Here is a 21,106-nt window from a genome sequence, read left to right as displayed (position 1 = left end):
CGTCCCGCGCGCGTCGCGAGTGGCAGGCTGGCTCCCGACACGGCGCAGCCGCACGTCACACCGGTGCAGACGGCAACGCACGACCACGCACGACCACGCACGACCGGCAACTGACAGGAAGACCATGCGCGACCAGTTCCACGAGGACCTCGACACGATCTCGGACCAGCTCGTCGAGCTGACCCGGCTCGCGGGGTCGGCCATCTCCCGCGCCACGACCGCGCTCCTCGACGCCGACGTCCACCTCGCGGAGTCGGTCATCGAGGCCGATCGCAAGCTCGACGACATCCGCATCGAGCTCGACGAGCTGTCGATCGACCTGCTGGCCCGCCAGCAGCCCGTGGCCACCGACCTGCGCATCGTCGTGACGGCGATGCACATGAGCTCGGACCTCGAGCGGATGGGCGACCTCGCCCGTCACGTCGCCAAGGTCGCCCGCCTGCGCACGCCCGACTCGGCGGTGCCGCCGGAGCTGCGCTCGCACATCCTGCAGATGGGCCAGGTCGCCGAGTCGATCGTCGCCAAGTGCGGGTCGATCATCGCGAGCAAGGACGTCGCTGCGGCCATCGCGCTCGAGAAGGACGACGACGCGATGGACGACCTCCACCGCGAGCTCTTCGCCGCCCTGCTCGACGAGAACACGTCGTGGTCGCGCAGCTCGATCCTCGACCTGACGCTCGTCGGCCGGTACTACGAGCGCTTCGCCGACCACGCCGTGTCGGTCGCTCGCCGCGTCATCTACCTCGTCACGGGTGAGTACGACTCCGAGGTCAGCTACGACCACGCCCCCCCCCCCCCCCCCCCCCCCAACCCTCCACCCGCGTCTGCGTGCGCCGGACGCTGGGGACAACCACGGCCAGCGGGCCCCGCCTACGGCGAGCATGTGCGTCATGCAGCGCACCATTGCCGCCCACGCTGCGGCGCAGCTGGGCCTCGTCACACGCACCCAGGCCCTCGGGGCGGGCCTGACCGAGGCAGCGGTCAGATGGCGTGTCGAGTCCGGACGCTGGGTCGCCGTGCAGCGCGGCGTCTACTCCACGACGCCGGGCCGTGACGACTGGGAGTCGCGGGCCCTGGCCGCCCTGCTGAGGATCGGCATCCCCGCAGCCCTGTGCGGACCGAGCGCCGGTTTCCTCTGGGGACTCATCCCGCACCCGGGACCGGACATCCACGTCGCCGTCCCGGTCGACCGAAGGCCGGAGGCAACCGAAGGGATCGTCGTGACCCGGAGCCAGTACGCCTACCAACGTACCGACGAGCGTGCGTGGCCCCACCGCATCAGCCTCGACCACACGGTGTTTGACCTGGCCGCCGGCCGGCCTGTGGACCGCGCCGTCGGCCTCATCGCCAAGGCCGTCCAAACGCGCCGCACGACCCTGCGCAACCTCCGAAACGCGCTGGAGCAGCGGCCCGGCCAGGCGCACAGGACCCTCTTGCTCGAGGTCTTGGGCGATGTCGAGGACGGGGCCGAGAGCCCCGCCGAACGTCGCTACACCCGCGACGTGGAGCAGGCGCACGGGCTCCCGTCAGCGCACCGACAGTCCGCCGGTCGCGGAGACACACGGTGCGACAACGACTACGAGCCGTTTCGCGTCAAGGTCGAGGTCGACGGCAGACTCGGTCACGCCGGCTGGGCGAACCAGCAGCGTGACGGCCGCCGGGACCGACGCAACGCCGCCGACGACTGGCTGACGGCTCGGGTCTACTGGACCGACGTCGCGGTGACGCCGTGCGAGACGGCACTCGAGCTCGAGGCGATCTTCCGCAGCCGCGGATGGTCCGGACGAGCGCGTCCATGCCGCCGTCGGGACTGCGCGGTCCGCCGGCGCATGGAGGGTTGACGTTGCCGGAGCAGCGCCAACCCTCCAGGCAGGCAGAGGCTTGGGCCGGTCAGCGGCCCTGGTTGGCGACGGCCTCCGCGGCGGCGCGAGCGGCCTCGGGGTCGAGATAGCGCCCACCCTGCGTGACGGGGCGGAACGACTCGTCGAGCTCGTAGACGAGCGGCATGCCGGTCGGGATGTTGAGGCCGGCGATGTCGTCGTCGGAGATGCCGTCGAGCGTCTTCACGAGGGCGCGCAGCGAGTTGCCGTGGGCGGCGACCATGACGGTCAGGCCGTCGGCGAGGTCGGTCTGGATCTCGTTCTCCCAGTAGGGCATCAGACGGGTCACGACGTCCTTGAGGCACTCGGTCGCGGGCATCGCGGCACCGAGGCCGGCGTAGCGCGCGTCACCATGCTGCGAGAACTCGTCGTCCTGCTCGATGGGCGGCGGCGGCACGTCGTAGGAGCGGCGCCACAGCATGAACTGCTCCTCGCCGTACTGCTCGAGGGTCTGCTTCTTGTCCTTGCCCTGGAGCGCGCCGTAGTGGCGCTCGTTGAGGCGCCAGTCACGCTTGACGGGGATCCAGTGGCGGTCCGCGGCGTCGAGCGAGAGGTTCGCGGTCGTGATGGCCCGGCGCAGGAGCGAGGTGTGCACGATGTCGGGCAGGATGCCGGCGGCCTTGAGCTGCTCGCCGGCGCGCACGCCCTCGGCACGGCCCTTGTCGGTGAGGTCGACGTCGACCCACCCCGTGAAGAGGTTCTTGGCGTTCCAGTCGCTTTCGCCGTGGCGGACGAGGACGAGCGTGTAGGTCATGGCGCCAGCCTAGCGACGGCCGATCACGCGTCCGAGCCGTCGTCCAGCAGGTGACGGAAGGCGTCGAGGTTGCGCGTCGACTCGCCGCGTGAGACCCGCCAGGCCCACTCCTTGCGCATCGAGCCGAGGAAGCCGAGCGCGAGCAGCTCGTTGAAGACGTCGTCGCTCGCCGACAGGACGATCCCGAAGAGCTGGTCGAGGTGCTCGGGCTCCACCGCGACCGTCGGCACCTCGCCGCGCAGGTAGACGTCGCCGTCGGTGTCGACGGCGTAGGCGACGCCCTGCAACCGGAGGTTCTTGCGCAGGAGGGTGCGGTAGAACGCCTCGTGGTTCTCGTCCGGGTTGCGGATGACGAAGGCGCTGACGCTCGTCGTCCGGTCGCGCACGAGCACCGACACGACGGTCTTGAGCTTCTTCTCGCCGGGCAGGGTGACGACGTACTCCCCCGGGCGCCCGCCGAGCTCCCACTCGAGCCCGACGGAGTCGAGGTATGCCGTGAGGCGGGCCTCGGCGGCCGCGCCCGGTGAGTCATCAGCGGGGGCGGTCTCCTGCGGCTCGGCGCTCACGGGATCACCGCCGTCGGGACCCCGACGAGGCTCTGGCCCTCGTCGATGGGCGACTCGTTGCCGCCGTCGGCCCGTTCACGGATCGCCTGCCGGTAGACCTCGAGGAGCCGGTCGGTGGTCGCTCCCCAGCCGAACTGCGCCGCGTGCGCGACCGCCGCGGAGCCCAGCGCGAGACGGCGGTCGTCGTCGCGCAGCAGGGACTCGACGGCGTCGGTCCAGTCGGGGGTCGCGTGACCGTCGACGAGGACGCCGGCGTCTCCGACGGCGGTCGGGAGGCCGCCGACGTGCGCCGCGACGACGGGGGTGCCACAGGCCTGCGCCTCGATGGCGACGAGACCGAAGGACTCCGAGTGGCTCGGCACGAGGACGAGGTCGGCGGCGCGATACCACTGCGCGAGCACCTGGCGGTCGACCGGTGACACGAAGCGGACGACGTCGTCGATGTCGAGCGAGCGGGCCAGCTCCTCGAGCTCGTGGGGCCGGGTGAGGCCGCTGCCGCTGGGGCCGCCGAGGACGGCGACCGTGAGGCGCTCGCGGCGGGAGGGGTCGCGGCGGAGCAGCTCGCCGGCGACCCGGAGCAGCACGTCGGGTGCCTTGAGCGGCTGGATGCGCCCCACGAACAGGAGCAGCTGACCCTCGACGGGCAGGCCCAGGGCGCGCCGGGCCTCGCTGCGGTCCCCGGGGGTGAAGGTCGTCAGGTCGACGCCCGGGGGGACGACGGACACCTTGGCCGGCGAGGCGGCATACAGCTCGATGAGCTCGCGGGCCTCGTCCTGGGTGTTGGCGATGAGGCGGTCGGCCGCCTCGACGACCTGGACCTCACCGATCTCGCGGCCGCGGGGCTCCGGCGGGTCGCCCTCGGCGAGGTGGAGGTTCTTGACGCGCGCCATCGTGTGCATCGTGTGGACGAGCGCGACGCGCCAGCGGTCGGCCGCGAGCCAGCCGACCTGACCCGAGAGCCAGTAGTGCGAGTGGACGAGGTCGTAGTGGTCCTCGGGGACCGAGAGCCCGGCCTGCATGATGCCGGCCGAGAAGGCGCAGAGCTGGCCCGGCAGGTCCTCCTTGGCGAGGCCCTCGTAGGGGCCCGCGGTCACGTGGCGCACGCGCACGCCCGGCACGAGGTCGGACTCGATCGGCGTCGCGCCGGTGGTGCGGCGGGTGAAGATGTCGACCTCGATCCCGCGCGCGGCGAGCTCCTTCGCGGTCTCGGCGACGTAGACGTTGAGGCCCCCGGCGTCACCCGTACCGGGCTGCTCGAGGGGCGAGGTGTGCACGCTGATCATCGCCACCCGTCTCGGATCGGCCGCCATCGGCATCCCTTCGTCCTGCGCGTCGTTCGTCGTCATGCTCTTCCTCGACTCAACCACACGCGCGATTCGATGTATTCCGCGGTCGCCGGCGACCCCGGAACACCTCCGACCGGCGCTGGCTAGGCTGCGGAGGTGCCCCCACGCCAGCGCCCCGTCGGCACCGTGACCCGTGGGACGACGAACCCGAACCGGCTGAGGCGGTGCGACCGGTGGATCGCCGGACCGCAGGCGTGGCGCCTCCGGCGCAGCCCGACACCCCCGGTCGTCGTCGACCTCGGCTACGGCGCCTCGCCCATCACGGCGGTCGAGCTGCACGAACGGCTGCGGCAGGTGCGCGCCGACGTCAGGGTCGTCGGCATCGAGATCGAGCCGGCTCGGGTGGCCGCCGGCAAGCCGCTCGAGCGGGACGGCCTGACCTTCCGGCTCGGCGGCTTCGAGGTGCCGCTCGACGACGGCGAGCGTCCCACGGTGGTGCGCGCCTTCAACGTGCTGCGGCAGTACGCCGAGGACGAGGTGCCGGCCGCCTGGGCCCTCGTCCAGGAGCGCCTGGCGCCGGACGGGCTCCTCGTCGACGGCACGTGCGACGAGATCGGCCGCCGCGCATCGTGGGTCGCGGTCGACAAAGCCGGTCCCGTCAGCCTGACGATCTCGCTGCGCATGGGCGGCCTCGAGCGCCCGTCCGACGTCGCCGAGCGGCTGCCCAAGTCGCTCATCCACCGCAACGTGCCGGGCGAGCCCGTCCACGCCTTCCTCGCCGACCTCGACCGGGCGTGGGCCCGTAGCGCGCCGCAGTCGTCGTGGGGCGCACGTCAGCGCTTCCTCGCCGCTGCGACGGAGGTCCGCGAGCGCTGGCCGCTGCTCGACGGCCCCTCGCGCTGGCGGCTCGGCGAACTCACCGTCGACTGGACAGCGGTGGCCCCGCTCGGCCGCTGAGGCGGTTCGGGAGGTTTGCGCCCGTTTGGCCGTGGCGCCGCCCCCCGCGGGGGACTCACAGGAAACGCAAGCCACCGACGGCCGTGCCGTCGGCGTACGCTCGGCACCATGTCGCACGGCGGCATGACCGCGTGGGGGCGAGGTCATGCAGTGAGTTTCTACACGCTCGACAGTGAGGGTTTCGGCGCCGTCGCGCGATTCGTCGCGGACGGGTGGGACCGGGACGAGTGCGTCGTCGTCGTCGCCACCGCTCCGCACCGCGTCGCCGTCGAGGCGCTCCTGGTGGGGATGGGCCACGACCCCGCCGCGCGGGAGACCGCCGGCCGCTACCTCACGCTCGACGCCGAGGAGACCCTGGCCGAGCTGGTCGTCGACGGCCACCTGGACGCGGACCACTTCATGCGACGTGTCGGCGAGGTCGTCACCGAGGCCTCGGTCGCGGGGCGGCCGATCCGCGCCTTCGGCGAGATGGTCGCACTGCTCTGGCAGCGCGGACAGGTCGAGGTGGCCATCGACCTCGAGCTGCTGTGGAACCAGCTGCTCCGCGAGTACGACTTCTCGCTGCTGTGCGCCTACCCCACCGGGGTCTTCGAGCACGCGGAGCTCGTCGACGTGCGCCGGGTCTGCGACCTGCACACCGACCTCATGCCCGTCGGCGGTGCGTCCTCGACCGATGGCGCCCAGCTCGCGGCCGGCCACGCGTGCTCGCGCGTCTACCTGCCGACGGCCGAGTCGGTGCCGGCGGCCCGTCACTTCGTCGTCGACGTGCTGCGGGCCTGGGGCCACGACAGCCTCACGGCCGACGCCGCGCTCATCGTCTCGGAGCTCGCGACCAACGCCCTGACGCACGCAGCCTCCCCGTTCCGAGCGGTCGTCGACCGGCGTCGGGGCGGCCTGCGGATCGGTGTCGAGGACGCGGCCCTCACCCCGCTCCAGCGACGCGCCGCCGAGGCCGACGACGTCAGCGGACGCGGCGTCGACATCGTGGCGGCGCTGTCCGAGCGGTGGGGCTACAGCCCCGTGCCCGGCGGCAAGGTCGTGTGGGCCGAGCTGCTGCTCGACCCGAGCCGGTCACGCGCCGGCTGAGCCCGCCGGAAAGCGGCGTCCGTCACTGCCGACCGTCCGCGGACAGCGGTATGCCGCCGGGCCGGGCCCGGCGGCATACGTCCGTCCGTGTGTCGTGCTGCGTGCGTCCTCAGCGGACGTAGTCGTCCTCGAGGCGCTCGATGTCCGACTCGTCGAAGTGGCCGAAGCCGACCTCGAGGAGGCGGCCCGGGTGCTCGCCGGAGTTGCCCATGCGGTGGATCGAGTTGCGCGGGACCCAGACCGTCTCGCCCGGCTTGGCGCTCCACGTCCGGTCACCCACGGTGACGTCGATCGGCACGTCGAGGACCTGCCACATCTCACCGCGGTGGTCGTGCCGCTGGAGGGAGAGCCGGTGACCGGGCTGCACCGTGATGATCTTGACGGTGACCTGCTCGTTGGAGACGAACTGCTGGAACTCGCCCCACGGCCGCTCGGCGACGAAGATGTCCTCGGTCGGGTTGCGGTTGCCCAGGTCGTACTCGTCCGCGGTGTGACGCGGCGACGAGACGTTCTGGTGCTGGTGGGCGTCGAGCTCGTGGTCGACGACGGCAGCAGCAGGCTGCTGGTCGGACATGGTTCTCCTATCGGTTGTGAGTGCACCAGTGTGCCGTACGCGCAAGGCCCGGTGTCCCGAGCGGGCGCGTGAGGGTCACCACCCGGTGTTGGAGCGCCCCCCGATGCCCCTGACCTGCCGCAGCGCGGGGCGCACGTCGGCGAGGTAGACGGCGGCACCCACGAAGGCGAGCAGACCGAAGAGGCTGAGCGGGTTGAAGAGCGTGACGAAGCCGATCGCGAGGGCGACCCCGAGCAGCACGAGCCAGAAGGTCCGTGTGCGCTTGCCGGCGGCGACGTAGGCCTTCTCGGGGTAGCGCAGCGCGTCGACGAACGCGAAGACCTCGCACCCGAGCGCGACGACTCCGAGCACGAGGAGGACGACGTTCTGGAACCCCGAGTACAGCTGCATGGTGGAAGCGTAACCCGGCGACGGTCGCGCGACCCCTCCCAGCCGATTCCCAGACTCCCGCGAGGTCGGCTGCTGCGGTGCGCCGGTCAGGCGTCGACGACGAGGGTGAAAGGGCCGTCGTTGACGAGCGACACCTGCATCATCGCGCCGAAACGACCCGTCGCGACCTCGAGGCCCCTCCCCCGGAGCGCCGCCACGAGGTCGGCCACGAGCGGCTCGGCCACGGTCCCCGATGCGGCCGCGCTCCACGAGGGACGGCGACCCTTGCGGGTGTCTGCGTGCAGCGTGAACTGACTGACGACGAGGACGGGCGCCCCGGCGTCGGTGAGGCTCGCCTCGTCGCGGAGGATGCGCAGCTCGGCGATCTTGCGGGCCATCCGCTCGACCTGCTCGGGCCCGTCGTCGTGGGTGACACCGACGAGGGCCAGCAGGCCGGGGCGGTCGATGGCGCCGACGACCTCGCCGTCGACCTCGACCCGCGCGCTCGTGACGCGCTGGAGCACCGCCCTCATCTCGACCTCACGGGCCCGTCTCGATCCGGCTCAGACGCCGACGGCGACGACGGACCCGACGGGCTGGCCGTGGCCGAGCACCGGCTGGTGCTCGAGCACGGCGAGGACGTCGTCGCTGCCGACGCCGATGCGCCGCATCACCGCGGCGAGCAGCACGCTGCGGGCGCGCGACGAGCCGTCGGCGACCTTGACGGCGATGCCGCGGCCGTCGGGCAGGCCCACGGCGTAGACGGCCTCGGCGCCGTCCTTGGCGATGAGGCCGTTGACGCCGCGGATCAGGGCGGTGACGTCGCGGTGGGTGCCGCCGAGGTACTCCGGGAAGTCCCGGATGGCCGTCGCGATCCGGGCCTCCGGCCCCTCGGTGGCAGCGGCGAGCCGGCCGAACGACAGCGCGAGGGCGCGGAGCGGGACGGCATGGATCGGTGCGCCGCACCCGTCGACGGCGACGGCGCTCGGCTCGGCGCCGGTCAGCTCACGCACCGTCTCGGTGACGGCCACCTGCAGCGGGTGCTCGGGATCGCGGTAGGTCGCGAGGTCCCACCCGTTGACGACGCACGTCGCGAGCATCGAGGCGTGCTTGCCCGAGCAGTTCTGCGCGATCGACTGTCGCGGGCGGCCGCTCGAGATCCAGCCGATGCGGGCGGACTCGTCGTAGGGGTAGTCGGGGGTGTTCTGCAGGTCGGCCTCGGTGAGGCCGGCGCCGGCGAGGATCTCGCGGGCCGCCTCGACGTGGAAGTCCTCGCCGGAGTGGCTGGCGCACGCGAGCGACAGGAGGCGGCCGTCGTTCGCGAGCCCGTTGCGGACCATCGCGAGCGCCTGCAGGGGCTTGCTCGAGCTGCGCGGGAAGACCGCACCGCTCGCGTCGCCGACCTCGAGCTCGACCGTGCCGTCGGGAGCCGTGACGACGGCCGTGCCGTGGTGCACCGACTCGACGAAACCGGCCCGCACGACGTGCGCGACGACCGGGGCGTCGGCGAGCGCCGCGCTGACATGGGTGGAGGACGGGGCCAGGAGATGGGACACGCCCCGCAGTATGCCGGAGCGACGCAGCAGGGCCGCCACCCCGGGTGCGGGGTGGCGGCCCTGTCGTGCCTGTGGCGCCGGGGGGGACCCGGCTGGAGGGCGCGGCCGGTCAGGCGCTCGGAGCCGTGGTCGACGTCGTGCTCGGGGCGGTCGACGCCTTCCGGGCCGTCTTCTTGGCCGGCGTGGCCTTCTTGGCGGCGGTCTTCGTCGCGCTCTTGGTCGCCGCAGCCGTCTTGGTGGCCGTCTTGGTGGCCGTCTTCCTGGCCGCCTTCTTGGCCGGGGCGACCTTGCGGGCCACCGTGGCCTGCGGGTCGTCGGTCGTGGCCGAGCTGCGGGCAGCGACCTTGCGGGTCGTCGTGGCCTCGACCTCGTTGGCCTTGCGCGTCGCGGCGGACTTCTGGGCCGCCGACTTGCGGATCGCCGTCTGGTGGGCGGCGGTGCGCTTGGCCGGGACCGGCGCGGCGGCCGACTCGACGGCGTCGACCGAGGCCGAGACCTGCGAGCCGAGCTTCGAGGCGTCCTTGACGACGGCGCCCTTGAGGGTCTTCGCGACCTTCTCGCCCTCGCTCACGGCGGTCTCGGCGACGCGGCGACCACGGGTCACCGTGGCGGTGCCACGCTCGGCGAGGCCGAAGGCCGTGCGCTCACCCTGGGCGCGCAGGTCGGTGACGACCTTCTCGCCACGAGCCGCGGCGGCGTCGTACTGGTCCTTGGCGTTGCTCGCGATGACGAGGCCCTCGTTGAGGACGCGCGCCGGGAGGTCCTGGGCCCGCGTGACGAAGCGCTCGGCATACGTCGTCGCGAGCTTCTGGAGCTCGGTCGTGCGGCCCTGGAGGTCGATGATGCGCTTCTGGAGGTCCTTCTGCATCTGGTCGGCCTCCTTCTTGGCACCCTTGCGCAGGTCGACGGACTTGGCCTGCTTGCGTGCGACCTCGAGCTGCTCGCCCGCCGTGCGGACGGTGTCGATCGCGATGTTCGCGGCGCCGACGACGGCGTAGAACGGCGTCGGGTCGACCTGGACATCGGGCATCCGGTCCTCGACCTGGACGAGCTGGCCGCGCACGTCGGCGACGGCGGCCTCGGCCTGCTTCTGGGCGTCCTTGACGGCCTTGGTGATCTTCTTGCTGAGTGCCATCTCAGTTCTCCTTCTCGTTGAGCTCGGGGGTCGCGGCAGCGGTCGTGCTGCGCGACGGGCGCCGGCGAGGTGCTGCAGCCGGCGTAGGCGGTGGGCTGGGTGGGCGTCGCGCAGGACGCGTGGTCTCGGGCGTCGTCTCGTCATCGCCGACGAATGACAGGTAGATGTCGACGAGCACCGCGCGCTGCCGGTCGGTCAGGACCGGGTCGACCGCGATGGCGGAGAGGACGTCGGGCACGGCGGCAGGGTCGTCGGCGACCCGCTCGTCGAGGATGCCGGCCCGGACGTAGAGCGACTCGGCCGAGACCTGCAGCCCCTTGGCGATCTGCTGCAGGATCTCGGCGCTCGGGCGTTTGAGCCCGCGCTCGATCTGCGACAGGTAGGGGTTGGAGACGCCGGCCATCTCGGCAAGCTGCCGCAGCGACAGCTGGGCGCTCTCGCGCTGCTCGCGCAAGTAGGCCCCGAGGTCGGGTAGCGGAAGCTTGCTCATGCCTCCATTGTGCTAACTACAGCAAGCAGAATGCAAACTCTGGGCAGCGTGAGACGTCCCACACCGGTTCGCGCGCTCCGACCAGAAGCGCGAGACCAGAGGACCGGGCGCGGGAAGGAGTGCGCGCTGGAGGGACATGTCGCGCGCTCGGATCAGGAGCGCGCGAAACGAGGCCGCCCGCGCGTCGCGGCGTCAGCGGGTGCGACGATCCTTGATCGACAGGGCCTCACGCGCCTCGGTGGTCGACATCGGGGGGCGCTGCATGACCGTGGCGATCTCGGCGGCTCGGGACACGAGCTCGCTGTTGTGCGCGACCGGGCGACCCTTGGCATACATGAGGTTGTCCTCCATGCCGACGCGGAGGTGACCGCCGGCCGACAACGCGGCCGCGACGATCGGCAGGTGCGCGCGCCCGATGCCGGTGGCCGACCAGCTCGTCACCTCGGGCGGGAGCATCGCGACGCCCGCGAGCAGCGCCTGCGGCGTGCCGGGCATCGAGCCCGGCACCCCCGTGACGAAGTCGACGTGGACCTTGCCGCCGAAGGGCAGGCCGCACTCGTCGATGAGGCGGCGCAGCGCGTGCACGTGGCCGAGCTCGAAGAGCTCGAACTCCGGCACGACCTCTCGCTCCTGGGCCTGGCGGTAGAGGTCGACCATGAAGCCCCACGGGTTGAGGAAGACGCCGTCGCCGAAGTTCGTCGTGCCGCACGTGAGCGAGCACGAGTCGGGGTCGGCGTCGAGGACGGTGAGGCGCTTCTCGAGCGGGTCGGTGATGGAGCCGCCGGTCGAGAGCTGGACGATGAGGTCGGTGGCCTCACGGACACCGTCGACGGCCTCCTTGAGGAAGGCCGGCTCGAGCGTCGGCTGGTGCTCGCGGTCGCGCACGTGGATGTGGATGAGGGCCGCGCCCGCACGCTCGCACGCGACGGCGGTCTCGACGAGCTCCTCCGGTGTCGTCGGCAGCGCGGCGACGTCCGACTTGGCGGTCTCGGCGCCCGTGGGCGCGACGGTGATCAGGGTGCTCGCGGCGGTGCGTGCGGTGCTCATGCCGCACATCCTGCCAGCGCCCGGAGCGCCGTCGGTCAGGGGGCGACGATCGTCGTCTGCGCGGCCGAGAGGTCGTCGACGAGCAGCTCGAGGGTCGGGTCGGTGTTGCGCTTGATGACGGCGAGGGCGATGGGCCCGTCGACGTGGTGGCGCCCGACGGAGGTGACACGTCCGACGACGCGGTCGCCCGCCCGGACCTCGCTCCCCTGCGCCGGCAGGACGTGGCCAGAGCCGTCGAGGTGGAGGAAGACGATGCGGCGCGGCGGTCGCCCGAGGTTGTGCACGCGCGCCACGGTCTCCTGGCCGCGGTAGCACCCCTTCTGCAGGTGCACCGCGGTGCGCAGCCAGTCGAGCTCGTGGACGATCGTGCGGTGGTCGGTCTCGAGACCGAGCCGGGGACGCCAGGCGGCGATGCGGAGCGCCTCGGCGGCCCACAGTCCGGCCAGCGGCCGATCCCCCACGGCCGCAACGAGATCGGCGCGCGGGACGAGGACCTCGCGCCAGGCGCGGTCGGTGCCGGGGTGCCCGTCGACCGGGCCGTATGCCGTCGTGTCGCCGACGAGGTCGGGCCACGGGTCGCGCCAGGCGAGGGGCTCGCCGTCGACGGACTCGCTGGAGTGCGGCTCACCGAGCACGGCCCAGTCGTCGGTGACGAGGGCGACCTCGACGCGCAGCATGAAGCGCATCTTGTCGAGCCACTCGACGAGGGCCGGACCGGCGCCGGGCTCGGTCGTGATCCACGTCGTCGTGCCGTCGTCGACGAGGTGCAGCGAGTGCTCGACGTGGCCCTTGGGGCTGAGGATGAGGGCCTCGCGCGACTGGCGCGGCTCGAGGCCGAGGAGGTGCTGGGTCGTCAGGGAGTGGAGCCAGCTGAGCCGGTCGGGTCCGGTGACGGTGACGACGTCGCGGTGCGAGAGATCGACGACCGCGAGGCCCTCCTCGAGGAGGCGCTGCTCGCGCATGGGGTCACCGTGGTGCAGGGCCACCCCCGCCTCGAGACCCTCGCCGGCCACGGCACCCGGGCGCGACAGGAGCGGGCTCCTCGTCGTCGGGCGGGTCGGCAGCTCCAGGTCGCTCATGCCCGGTGGAACGCTCACGGCGTCTACCTCATTCCACGCGCTTGAGGGTGGCCGACACGTGGCTCTGGAGCTCCTGGCCCACGGCGGCCATGTCCATGACCCAGAGGAGGTTGGACTCGACGAGGCCGTACATGCGGGTCGCGGCGTTGTACTCCTTGGCTCCCGGGGCGCGCAGGACGCCGTCGGTCTTGAGCTGGATCTTGGCCGGCTCGATCTTGCCGTAGTAGAGCTCGAGGATGCCGGTGGGGTGCGCGAGGAGCAGCTCGACCTCGCCGTTCTCGAGCGGACGCCAGAAGCCGGACTCGACCGCCGCCGGGCGCACCTTGGCGCCGTTCTCGGAGTCGAGGATCCACGCCCGGCTCTCCCACTTGAGGAAGCCACGCCCGTCGTGCGTCACCTCGACCTCCTGGCCGAAGTGCGCGGACTCGATCGTCGGGTAGCCGACGACGCCCGCGCCCTCCCAGCGTCCGATGAGCCAGGCGAGGGGTCGCAGCGGCTCCGGGATGTCCTGGTCGAGGTTGAACATGCGCCCGATCGTAGCCTGATCCCATGGACACCCCCGCGCGCTCGCTCGTCGTCAAGGTCACCGCCGGCACCGAGGCTCCCGAGCGCCTCTCGCAGGCCTTCACCGTCGCCGCGACGGCCGTCGCGAGCGGCGTCGACGTCTCGCTGTGGCTCACGGGCGAGTCCACGTGGATGGCCGTCCCCGGACGCGCCGAGGAGTTCGAGCTGGCGTATGCCGCCCCGCTCGTCGACCTGCGCGACGCCGTGCTCGCGGGTGGCCGGCTCACCGTCTGCACGCAGTGCGCGGCCCGGCGCGACCTGACGCAGGACCAGCTGGTCGACGGTGCGGTGATCAAGGGCGCGGCCGTCTTCGTCGAGGAGGTCATGGCCCCGGGGGTGCAGGCCCTCGTCTACTGACCCGCAGAACGTGGCCCCTCGACGGTTGGGGGTGGGGAGTCAGGTGAGGACGGAGAAGAGGTGGACGACGGCGCCGACGGCGAGCACCGACCCGGCTCCGGCGCCGACCTGGCCCCGGACCGTCAGCATCGCCGGTTGCAGCGCGAGCACCCGGCGGAACGACCACGACACGGTGCCGACGGCGGCACCGATCCCCAGCGCCTCGAGGGTGCCGACCTCGGAGCCGCGTGAGGCGACGACGGCCGCCAGCACCGCGGCCGCGAGCGCCACGAACCCGAGGAACGGCGTCGCGCCACGCACCCCGACGAGCAGGTCGGTGACGACGGCCGCCCCGACAGCCGCCATGGCCACGACCGCGACCGCCTGGCCCCGGTCGCTGTTGGCGGCGACGACCGCCGTGGTGCCGGACGCGACGACGACGAGGCCGCCGAACGACGAGAGCAGCGTCAGGACGAGCCCTTCACGGCCCGTCCGACGGACGAGCTGACCGGAGAAGGCGAGCAGGATGCCGAACGCGACGGCGGCCGGGACCCAGAGCAGGTCCTGACGCAGCGCGCTGAGCACGATCGCGACGGAGGCCACCGCGAGCACGACGGTCGTCGCCATCGGGGTCCACGACCCGGTGAGGAGCGGCCAGCCCCAGGCCACCGCGAGAGCGAGCGCGAGCGTCACACCGAGCGTGGCGGCATACCCCGTGCCCTGGGCGACGAGGAGGGCCACGGCGGCCACGAGCGTCGCGCCGACGCTGACCCAGCGGATGCGGTCGGCGCCGGCGGGGGACAGCGGGAGGCGGAGCGACCCGGCGGCCACCGAGGAGTCGGAGGCGTCGGGACCGGGCTCGCGGAGGGCCGCGTTGTCCTCAGGCACGGGGGCCATTGTGCATCACCCGCCGGCGAAGGGCGGCAGCACCTCGACGGTGCCGCCGTCGGTCACCCGCGCGTCGCGACCCACCTTCCGCCCGTCGAGCAGGAAGCTCGCGACGCGCGCCACCCGGGCGAGGTCGGGGTGGTCGGCGACGGCCGCGTCGACGACCTCGCCCACCGTCGCGCCGGTGCGCGCCTCGCTGTCGACGCCGGCCGCCGCACGGGCCGCGGCCCAGTAGCGCACGGTGACGGTCGCGAGAGCCGGCCCGGTCGTCCCGACCGTGCGCGACTCGGGTCCACTCGGGGCCATCTCACTCCGTCTCATCGTTGGTGCGGTCTCATCCGCTGGTGACCAGTCTCGCCTATCCTGCATGAGATGGCCCGACTGCTGCTGCTCACCAACGCGCTGGCCCCCAGCGCCGAGGTGCTGCCTGCCCTCGGGCTGCTGAGCCACACGGTGCGCATCCTGCCCGCCGAGGCCACCGCCCTCGTCGACTCGCCCGACTGCGACGTCGTGATCATCGATGCGCGACGGGAGCTGGCGAGCGCACGCTCCCTGTGCCGGGTGCTGCGTACGACGGGGATCGGCACCCCCCTGCTGGCCGTCCTCACCGAGGGCGGCCTCGCTGGTCTGACGGCCGAGTGGGGCCTTGACGACGTGCTGCTCGACACGGCCGGGCCCGCGGAGGTCGACGCCCGCCTGCGCCTCGCCATGACGAAGGGTCAGGACGACGACGCCGACCTCGACCTGCCCATCACCTCGGGCGAGCTCGTCATCGACGAGGCCTCCTACTCCGCGAAGTTCCGCGGCAGCCCGCTCGACCTGACCTACAAGGAGTTCGAGCTCATCAAGTACCTCGCGCAGCACCCGGGACGCGTCTTCACCCGCGCCCAGCTGCTCCAGGAGGTCTGGGGCTACGACTACTACGGCGGCACCCGCACCGTGGATGTGCACGTGCGGCGCCTCCGCGCCAAGCTCGGGCGGGCCGGCCACCACCTGGCGCGGGCCCGTCTCTCCGTTCACGGACGCGTCAGACGGTCACGGGGTGTAGGTGACCCGGTCCAGCGGCGGCGGGGTGTAGGGCGACTTGGCCGTCAGGTAGTTCGCGAAGGCGTCGATGTCGAGCCCACCGAAGTACTTGCCGGTCCCGTCCCGGAACGCCGGGAACCCGTCTCCGCCGTCGGCGAGGAAGTTGTTGGTCACGACCCGGTAGGTGGCGGCCGGGTCGACCGGGACGCCGTTGATCTTGACGTTGCTGACCGACACGCGATTGTGCGTGTAGGTCAGACCGGCGCTCGTCGCGAGGACGTACGGACGGGTCGGTGCACCCGCGGAGTTGACGAACTGCTGGTTCAGCACGGCGACGAGCTGCTGGCCGGTCAGGCTCAGCGACACGAGGTAGTTGTTGAACGGCTGCACCGTGAAGGCGGCCTCGTAGGTCACGTCGCCCGCGGAGTTCTCCTGCAGGTCGCCGCGGATGCCGCCCGCGTTCATGAACGACACGACCGGCGCGACGCCACCCGGGGGGATCGTCGAAGGGTCCGCCAGCTGGGCGTCCGCGATGAGGTCACCGAGAGGGGACTCGCCCGCGTCGTTGGCCGTGCGGCTGACCGAGGAGCCTGCCACTTGACCGATGACCTTGTTGGCGATGGTGGCCACCAGCGTCTTGTACTTGGCGATGAGCGAGGTCTCTCCGGCGTCCTTCGCCACGTCCCGCGAGACGATCCGGTTGACCGAGTCTGCCATCGTCGGGCGGATGATGTCGGACGTGCGGCGGTCGTACTTGACGTTGGTCTCGGTGTAGAGGCGACCGAACGACGAGGCCGAGGTGACGAGGCGCGGCTTGTTGGCCTTGTCGGGGAGTGCACAGACGTAGGGCTGGTGTGTGTGGCCGGAGACGATCATGTCGATGGCCGGGTCGAGTCGACTGTTGATGTCGAGGAGCGGGCCCGAGAGCGTGCCCCCGCGACCGCACACGTAGTCGTAGTCGGCGCTGACCTGCGACGTGACACCGGTCGCCGGGTCGGTCCACGGCATCCGGCTGAGGTTGCCGCCCTCGTGCAGGAGCACGACGATCGCGTTGACGCCCTGCGCCTTGAGGACCGGCACGAGCGCGTTGGCCGTGTCGGCCTCGTCCTTGAAGGAGAGCCCGGCGACGCCGGCGGCCGTGACGATGCTCGGGGTGCCCTCGAGCGTCATGCCGATGAAGGCGACCTTGGCACCGTTGAACTTCTTGATCGTGTAGGCCGGCAGGATCGGCTTGCCCGTGGCGGTCTCGATGACGTTGGCAGCGAGGTAGGGGAAGGACGCGCCGGCAAAGGAGCCGTCGGGGCACGAGTTCTGGTTGTTGAGGCCGTCACCGTCGTCGATGCAGCCGCCCGCGTCGAGGCGCTGGAGCTCGCGGTAGCCCTCGTCGAACTCGTGGTTGCCCACGGCCGCGACGTCGAGGCCGAGCTCGTTCATCGCCTCGATCGACGGTTCATCGTGGAAGGCCGCCGACAGCAGCGGCGTGGCACCCACGAGGTCACCCGCGGCGACGGTCACGGTGTTCTCGTGCCCGACACGAGCCGCCTTGAGGTGGGTCGCGAGGTACTCCACACCTCCGGCATTCGGCCCGGACTCGAGGATCTCGGTCACGTTGCCGTCTTTGTCGGTGTCGGCCGAGTCGACGAAGTGACCGGTGACGACACGAGCACTGGAGCCGCTCGGCGTCTCGAGGTTCCCGTGGAAATCGTTGAACGACAGGATCTGGATGTCGATCTGCGTCTTGCCCGGTGCGTTGCTCGCGTCCGGTGCGGCGGCGAGGGCCGGTGCCGCGAGGGCCGCGGCGCAGATCCCTGCGACGGCGACGCCCATGGTGCGGCGGGTGGTACGGGACATGTCTTCCCCTTGATCAGCGGTGTGGATCGCGTGCCCATCGGCACCCACGGGAGGCTAGTGCCAGGAGAGTGCCGGGAGGGGCTTGCTGCGTGACGGTGTTGTGAACTGCTGGCACGGCCAGGTGCCCCGGTGCCGACTCGAGTGCCGACTCGAGTGCAGAACCGGTGCCGTGAGCTGCGTGCAGGGCCCCCGAGCCCTGACCGGACCCTAGCCGGAGCGGGCGACGGGCGGGAGTCCCCCGCCGGGTCGTTGTGGTGGAATCGCCGTATGCCGCGCCCGACCGTCGCCCTGCTCGACACGACGAACCCGCTCACCCCGGACGAGTCCGCCGCCGTCCTCGCGCTGGCCGCGGATGCCGCCGACGCGGACGGGTCGGAGCCGCTCTCGGAGCAGTTCCGCCTGTCCGCGCGGTCCCGGGAGCACGAGGGGGTCGGTCACCTCCTCGCGCTCGGGCCCGACGGGACGCTCGTCGGCTACGCCCAGTCGCGCTCGGGCGAGCGACCACCGTCGGGCGAGCTCGTCGTGGCGCCGGGGGCGCGCCGGTCCGGGGTGGGCACGGCGCTGCTCGCGCGCCTGCCGGACGGCATACGCCTGTGGAGCCACGCGACGGGAGCGGCGGCCGACGCCGCCACGGCGTTCGCCCGCGCCACCGGGCTCGTGCCGGTGCGATCGCTCCACGTCATGGGCCGGTCGCTCCGCGACGGGCCCGCGTGGCCGGCCGCGTCGCTCGACCCGAGGTATGCCGTCCGCTCCTTCGAGCCCGGACGTGACGAGGACGCGTGGCTGGCCCTCAACGCGGCGGCGTTCGCGCACCACCCGGAGCAGGGCTCGCTGCGTCGGGCCGACCTCGACCAGCGGATGGCCGAGCCGTGGTGGGACCCGGCCGGGCTCGTCCTCGTCGTCGAGGCCGCCGACCCCGACGTGCTCGCCGCCTCCCACTGGACCAAGGTCGACCCGCCGGACGGTGACGTCGGCGAGGTCTACGTCGTGGCCGTCTCACCCGACCGGCAGGGCCAAGGGCTGGGGCGCGCGGTCACGGTGCTGGGCCTGGACCACCTGCGCTCGCTCGGCCTGGCGCGCGTCGTGCTCTACGTCGACGAGGACAACGTCGCGGCCGTGCGCACCTACGCCGCCCTCGGCTTCGAGGACGTCGAGGTGCACCGGCAGTTCGCTCGGGCGAGCGAGGCGGGCGACGCGGCGGACCAGGTGGGTGGGGTCTCCTCGCCCGCCGTCGGCTGAGACGAGTTCACCCCCACGTCGCCTTTCGGTGCCACGATGGTCGCATGAGCACCGGCAGCCTCACCTCCACCGACCTGGACGAGCAGGACGTCGCCACGGCGGACGCCCGCGACGCGAGACCGGACGAGGCCTCCACCGAGGGCGTCACCGAGGGCGTCACCGAGGGTGCGACCGAGTCGGCCGGCGAGTCGGCCAGCGAGTCGGCCGAGGTCAGCTCGTTCACGAGCACCGTCCCCAACCGGCGCATCCCGGCCCGCGCCCCGAACGGACGGTTCGTCGGCGCCGGAACGCAGGGCGACGACGAGGACGACCTGCCGGCAGACCGCTACCTCGAGCGCGAGCTGTCCTGGCTGCAGTTCAACGAGCGGGTGCTCCAGCTCGCCATGGACCCCGCCGTGCCGCTCCTCGAGCGCACCCGCTTCCTCGCGATCTTCGCCAACAACCTCGACGAGTACTTCATGGTCCGCGTCGCGGGCCTCAAGCGCCGCATCGCCACGGGGCTGGCCGTGCGCACCGCCGCCGGCCTCGAGCCGCGCGAGCTCATCGAGCGCATCGCCCGGCTCGCGCACGAGCTGATGCAGCAGCACGCCGGCGTCTTCCAGCACGACGTGCGGCCGTCGCTCGAGGAGCAGGGCATCACCGTCGTGCGCTGGGACGACCTCGACGAGGACGACCGCGAGCCCCTCCACTACTTCTTCGCCGAGCGCGTCTTCCCCGTGCTCACCCCGCTCGCCGTCGACCCGGCGCACCCGTTCCCCTACATCTCCGGACTGTCGCTCAACCTCGCGGTGCTGCTCCAGAACCCCAAGACGGGCACCGAGCACTTCGCCCGCGTCAAGGTGCCGCCGAGCCTGCCGCGCTTCATCCTCGTCGAGGAGGACCTCGACGCCGACGTGGTGCGCAAGCGCTTCGTGCCGCTCGAGGACGTCATCGCGAGCCACCTCGACCAGCTTTTCCCCGGGATGCTCGTGCAGGAGCACTTCAGCTTCCGCGTCACGCGCAACGAGGACCTCGAGGTGGAGGAGGACGACGCCGAGAACCTCCTCACCGCCCTCGAGAAGGAGCTGACCCGGCGCCGCTTCGGTCCGCCCATCCGGCTCGAGGTCGAGGACGACATCGACCCCAAGGTCCTCGACATGCTCGCCCGCGAGCTCCAGATCAGCGACCGCGAGATCTACCGCCTGCCGACGCCGCTCGACCTGCGCGGCCTCTTCACCATCGCCGACGTCGACCGCAGCGACCTCGAGTTCCCGAAGTTCTTCCCGCGCACCCACCCGGACTTCGCACCGACCGAGAGTGCGAAGGCGATCGACCTGCTCACCGCCGTGCGCCAGAAGGACGTGCTCGTCCAGCACCCCTACAACTCGTTCTCGACATCGGTGCAGGCCTTCATCGAGCAGGCCGCGAACGACCCGAAGGTCCTCGCGATCAAGCAGACGCTCTACCGCACCTCGGGTGACTCCCCGATCATCGACGCCCTCATCGACGCCGCCGAGGCCGGCAAGCAGGTCCTCGCCGTCGTCGAGATCAAGGCCCGCTTCGACGAGGTCAACAACATCTCGTGGGCCCGTCAGCTCGAGCAGGCCGGTGTCCACGTCGTCTACGGCGTCGTCGGCCTCAAGACCCACGCGAAGCTGTGCCTCGTCGTGCGCCAGGAGTCCGAGGGGCTCGTGCGCTACTGCCACATCGGCACCGGCAACTACAACCCGAAGACGGCCCGCGTCTACGAGGACTTCGGCCTCTTCACCACCGACCCCCAGGTCGGCGAGGACCTCTCGCGCCTCTTCAACCTCCTCTCGGGCTTCGCGCCCCGGAGCAAGTTCAAGCGACTCCTCGTCGCGCCGCGGTCGGTGCGCTCGGGCCTCATCGACCTCGTCGACGAGGAGATCGAGCTGCACCAGTCGCGCCGCGACGGCGCGCCGGACGGCCGGATCGTCATCAAGGCCAACTCGATCGTCGACGAGGCACTCATCGACGCGCTCTACCGGGCGAGCATCGCCGGGGTCAGGGTCGACATCTGGGTGCGCGGCATCTGCGCGCTGCGTCCCGGCGTCGAGGGCCTGTCCGAGAACATCCGGGTGCGCTCCATCCTCGGCCGCTTCCTCGAGCACTCGCGCGTCTTCTGGTTCGACCACGGGGGCGACCCGCAGGTCTACATCGGCAGCGCCGACATGATGCACCGCAACCTCGACCGCCGCGTCGAGGCACTCGTGCGCATCGTCGAGCCGAGCCACGTCGTCGAGCTCGCCGACCTCATCGACCTCGCCTTCGCCGAGACCACCTCGCGCTGGGACCTCGGCTCCGACGGCCGCTGGGTGCGCCACCACCTGTCCGAGTCCGGCGAGCCGCTCGACGACCTCCAGGAGAGGCTCATCGAGCGCCACGACAAGCGCCGCCGCAAGGCCCGCCGCCGCTGAGCACCT

21 protein-coding genes and 3 pseudogenes are annotated in these 21,106 nt (G+C 72.0%); 9 read left to right on the top strand and 15 right to left on the bottom strand.

Annotated elements, in window-relative coordinates; translation table 11 throughout:
• Positions 1–124 precede the first annotated feature (124 nt).
• From phoU to AC1DW8_RS21365, 3 genes and pseudogenes are all read left to right on the top strand, one after another.
• A pseudogene (gene phoU / locus AC1DW8_RS21375) lies at positions 125–784 on the top strand (phosphate signaling complex protein PhoU); the annotation flags it as partial.
• 97 nt (positions 785–881) lie between these two features.
• Positions 882–974, top strand: a pseudogene (locus AC1DW8_RS21370) (hypothetical protein); the annotation flags it as partial.
• A 42-nt stretch (positions 975–1,016) separates the two neighbouring features.
• Positions 1,017–1,841, top strand: coding sequence for a hypothetical protein (locus tag AC1DW8_RS21365; protein ID WP_478095805.1), 825 nt, complete (start codon positions 1,017–1,019; stop codon positions 1,839–1,841).
• 49 nt (positions 1,842–1,890) lie between these two features.
• On the opposite strand, the gene AC1DW8_RS21360 is transcribed toward AC1DW8_RS21365, so the two are convergent.
• The 3 genes from AC1DW8_RS21360 to mshA are packed head-to-tail and all read right to left on the bottom strand — an operon-like array spanning position 1,891 to position 4,546.
• Complete coding sequence (locus AC1DW8_RS21360) at positions 1,891–2,634, bottom strand: phosphoglyceromutase (protein WP_442276279.1); 744 nt, start codon at positions 2,632–2,634, stop codon at positions 1,891–1,893.
• Positions 2,635–2,657: 23 nt separating this feature from the next.
• Positions 2,658–3,200, bottom strand: a complete 543-nt coding sequence (locus AC1DW8_RS21355; RefSeq protein ID WP_056771629.1) for a type III secretion system chaperone family protein — start codon at positions 3,198–3,200, stop codon at positions 2,658–2,660.
• Complete coding sequence (gene mshA / locus AC1DW8_RS21350) at positions 3,197–4,546, bottom strand: D-inositol-3-phosphate glycosyltransferase (RefSeq protein ID WP_235509520.1); 1,350 nt, start codon at positions 4,544–4,546, stop codon at positions 3,197–3,199. Before mshA ends, AC1DW8_RS21355 begins: the two co-directional genes overlap by 4 nt.
• Positions 4,547–4,642: 96 nt before the next feature.
• Here mshA and AC1DW8_RS21345 point away from each other — a divergent pair, with 96 nt between their 5' ends.
• A complete protein-coding gene (locus AC1DW8_RS21345; protein ID WP_478095797.1) occupies positions 4,643–5,443 on the top strand; it encodes a class I SAM-dependent methyltransferase in 801 nt (266 codons plus the stop codon).
• Positions 5,444–5,593: 150 nt separating this feature from the next.
• A complete protein-coding gene (locus AC1DW8_RS21340) occupies positions 5,594–6,529 on the top strand; it encodes an MEDS domain-containing protein (protein ID WP_056771634.1) in 936 nt (311 codons plus the stop codon).
• 109 nt (positions 6,530–6,638) lie between these two features.
• On the opposite strand, the gene AC1DW8_RS21335 is transcribed toward AC1DW8_RS21340, so the two are convergent.
• From AC1DW8_RS21335 to AC1DW8_RS21295, 9 genes are all read right to left on the bottom strand, one after another.
• Positions 6,639–7,103, bottom strand: a complete 465-nt coding sequence (locus tag AC1DW8_RS21335; protein WP_082619379.1) for a phosphomannose isomerase type II C-terminal cupin domain — start codon at positions 7,101–7,103, stop codon at positions 6,639–6,641.
• 75 nt (positions 7,104–7,178) lie between these two features.
• Positions 7,179–7,493, bottom strand: a complete 315-nt coding sequence (locus AC1DW8_RS21330; RefSeq protein ID WP_478095796.1) for a DUF2516 family protein — start codon at positions 7,491–7,493, stop codon at positions 7,179–7,181.
• An 86-nt stretch (positions 7,494–7,579) separates the two neighbouring features.
• A complete protein-coding gene (gene dtd, locus AC1DW8_RS21325; protein ID WP_478095795.1) occupies positions 7,580–8,005 on the bottom strand; it encodes a D-aminoacyl-tRNA deacylase in 426 nt (141 codons plus the stop codon).
• 30 nt (positions 8,006–8,035) lie between these two features.
• A complete protein-coding gene (locus AC1DW8_RS21320) occupies positions 8,036–9,028 on the bottom strand; it encodes an asparaginase (RefSeq protein WP_478095794.1) in 993 nt (330 codons plus the stop codon).
• A gap of 109 nt (positions 9,029–9,137) precedes the next feature.
• On the bottom strand, positions 9,138–10,163 hold the full coding sequence (locus AC1DW8_RS21315; protein WP_478095793.1) for a hypothetical protein: 1,026 nt from the start codon (positions 10,161–10,163) through the stop codon (positions 9,138–9,140).
• Position 10,164: 1 nt separating this feature from the next.
• Entirely contained in the window at positions 10,165–10,653 is a 489-nt protein-coding gene (locus AC1DW8_RS21310; protein ID WP_056822376.1) for a helix-turn-helix domain-containing protein, read from the bottom strand.
• Between the two features lie 192 nt (positions 10,654–10,845).
• A complete protein-coding gene (locus AC1DW8_RS21305) occupies positions 10,846–11,700 on the bottom strand; it encodes a beta-keto acid cleavage family enzyme (protein WP_056771646.1) in 855 nt (284 codons plus the stop codon).
• A 35-nt stretch (positions 11,701–11,735) separates the two neighbouring features.
• Complete coding sequence (gene ygfZ, locus AC1DW8_RS21300; RefSeq protein ID WP_056771648.1) at positions 11,736–12,779, bottom strand: CAF17-like 4Fe-4S cluster assembly/insertion protein YgfZ; 1,044 nt, start codon at positions 12,777–12,779, stop codon at positions 11,736–11,738.
• 28 nt (positions 12,780–12,807) lie between these two features.
• Positions 12,808–13,305 carry a heme-binding beta-barrel domain-containing protein gene (locus AC1DW8_RS21295; protein ID WP_030199640.1) on the bottom strand — a complete coding sequence of 166 codons (498 nt, stop codon included), beginning with the start codon at positions 13,303–13,305 and terminating at the stop codon, positions 12,808–12,810.
• A gap of 23 nt (positions 13,306–13,328) precedes the next feature.
• On the opposite strand from AC1DW8_RS21295, the gene AC1DW8_RS21290 reads away from it, so the two are divergent.
• On the top strand, positions 13,329–13,700 hold the full coding sequence (locus AC1DW8_RS21290; protein ID WP_056771650.1) for a DsrE family protein: 372 nt from the start codon (positions 13,329–13,331) through the stop codon (positions 13,698–13,700).
• A 39-nt stretch (positions 13,701–13,739) separates the two neighbouring features.
• On the opposite strand, the gene AC1DW8_RS21285 is transcribed toward AC1DW8_RS21290, so the two are convergent.
• On the bottom strand, positions 13,740–14,576 hold the full coding sequence (locus AC1DW8_RS21285) for a hypothetical protein (protein ID WP_478095792.1): 837 nt from the start codon (positions 14,574–14,576) through the stop codon (positions 13,740–13,742).
• A 6-nt stretch (positions 14,577–14,582) separates the two neighbouring features.
• Positions 14,583–14,873: a MoaD/ThiS family protein gene (locus AC1DW8_RS21280; protein ID WP_478095791.1), complete on the bottom strand. Its 291-nt coding sequence runs from the start codon at positions 14,871–14,873 to the stop codon at positions 14,583–14,585.
• Positions 14,874–14,939: 66 nt separating this feature from the next.
• Between AC1DW8_RS21280 and AC1DW8_RS21275 the strand changes: the two are divergent.
• Positions 14,940–15,545: pseudogene (locus AC1DW8_RS21275) on the top strand (winged helix-turn-helix domain-containing protein); the annotation flags it as partial.
• Between the two features lie 57 nt (positions 15,546–15,602).
• Here the strand turns inward: AC1DW8_RS21275 and AC1DW8_RS21270 are convergent.
• Complete coding sequence (locus tag AC1DW8_RS21270; protein ID WP_478095790.1) at positions 15,603–17,444, bottom strand: bifunctional metallophosphatase/5'-nucleotidase; 1,842 nt, start codon at positions 17,442–17,444, stop codon at positions 15,603–15,605.
• A 267-nt stretch (positions 17,445–17,711) separates the two neighbouring features.
• Here AC1DW8_RS21270 and mshD point away from each other — a divergent pair, with 267 nt between their 5' ends.
• Entirely contained in the window at positions 17,712–18,683 is a 972-nt protein-coding gene (gene mshD / locus AC1DW8_RS21265; RefSeq protein WP_478095789.1) for a mycothiol synthase, read from the top strand.
• Positions 18,684–18,727: 44 nt separating this feature from the next.
• The gene (locus AC1DW8_RS21260; protein WP_478095788.1) at positions 18,728–21,100 is read left to right on the top strand and encodes an RNA degradosome polyphosphate kinase; all 2,373 of its coding nucleotides are present in this window, start codon (positions 18,728–18,730) and stop codon (positions 21,098–21,100) included.
• The last annotated feature ends 6 nt before the right edge of the window (positions 21,101–21,106 follow it).

This window comes from Terrabacter sp. P2_E3 (assembly GCF_056403915.1).
This window is presented reverse-complemented; position numbering and strand designations above follow the sequence as displayed.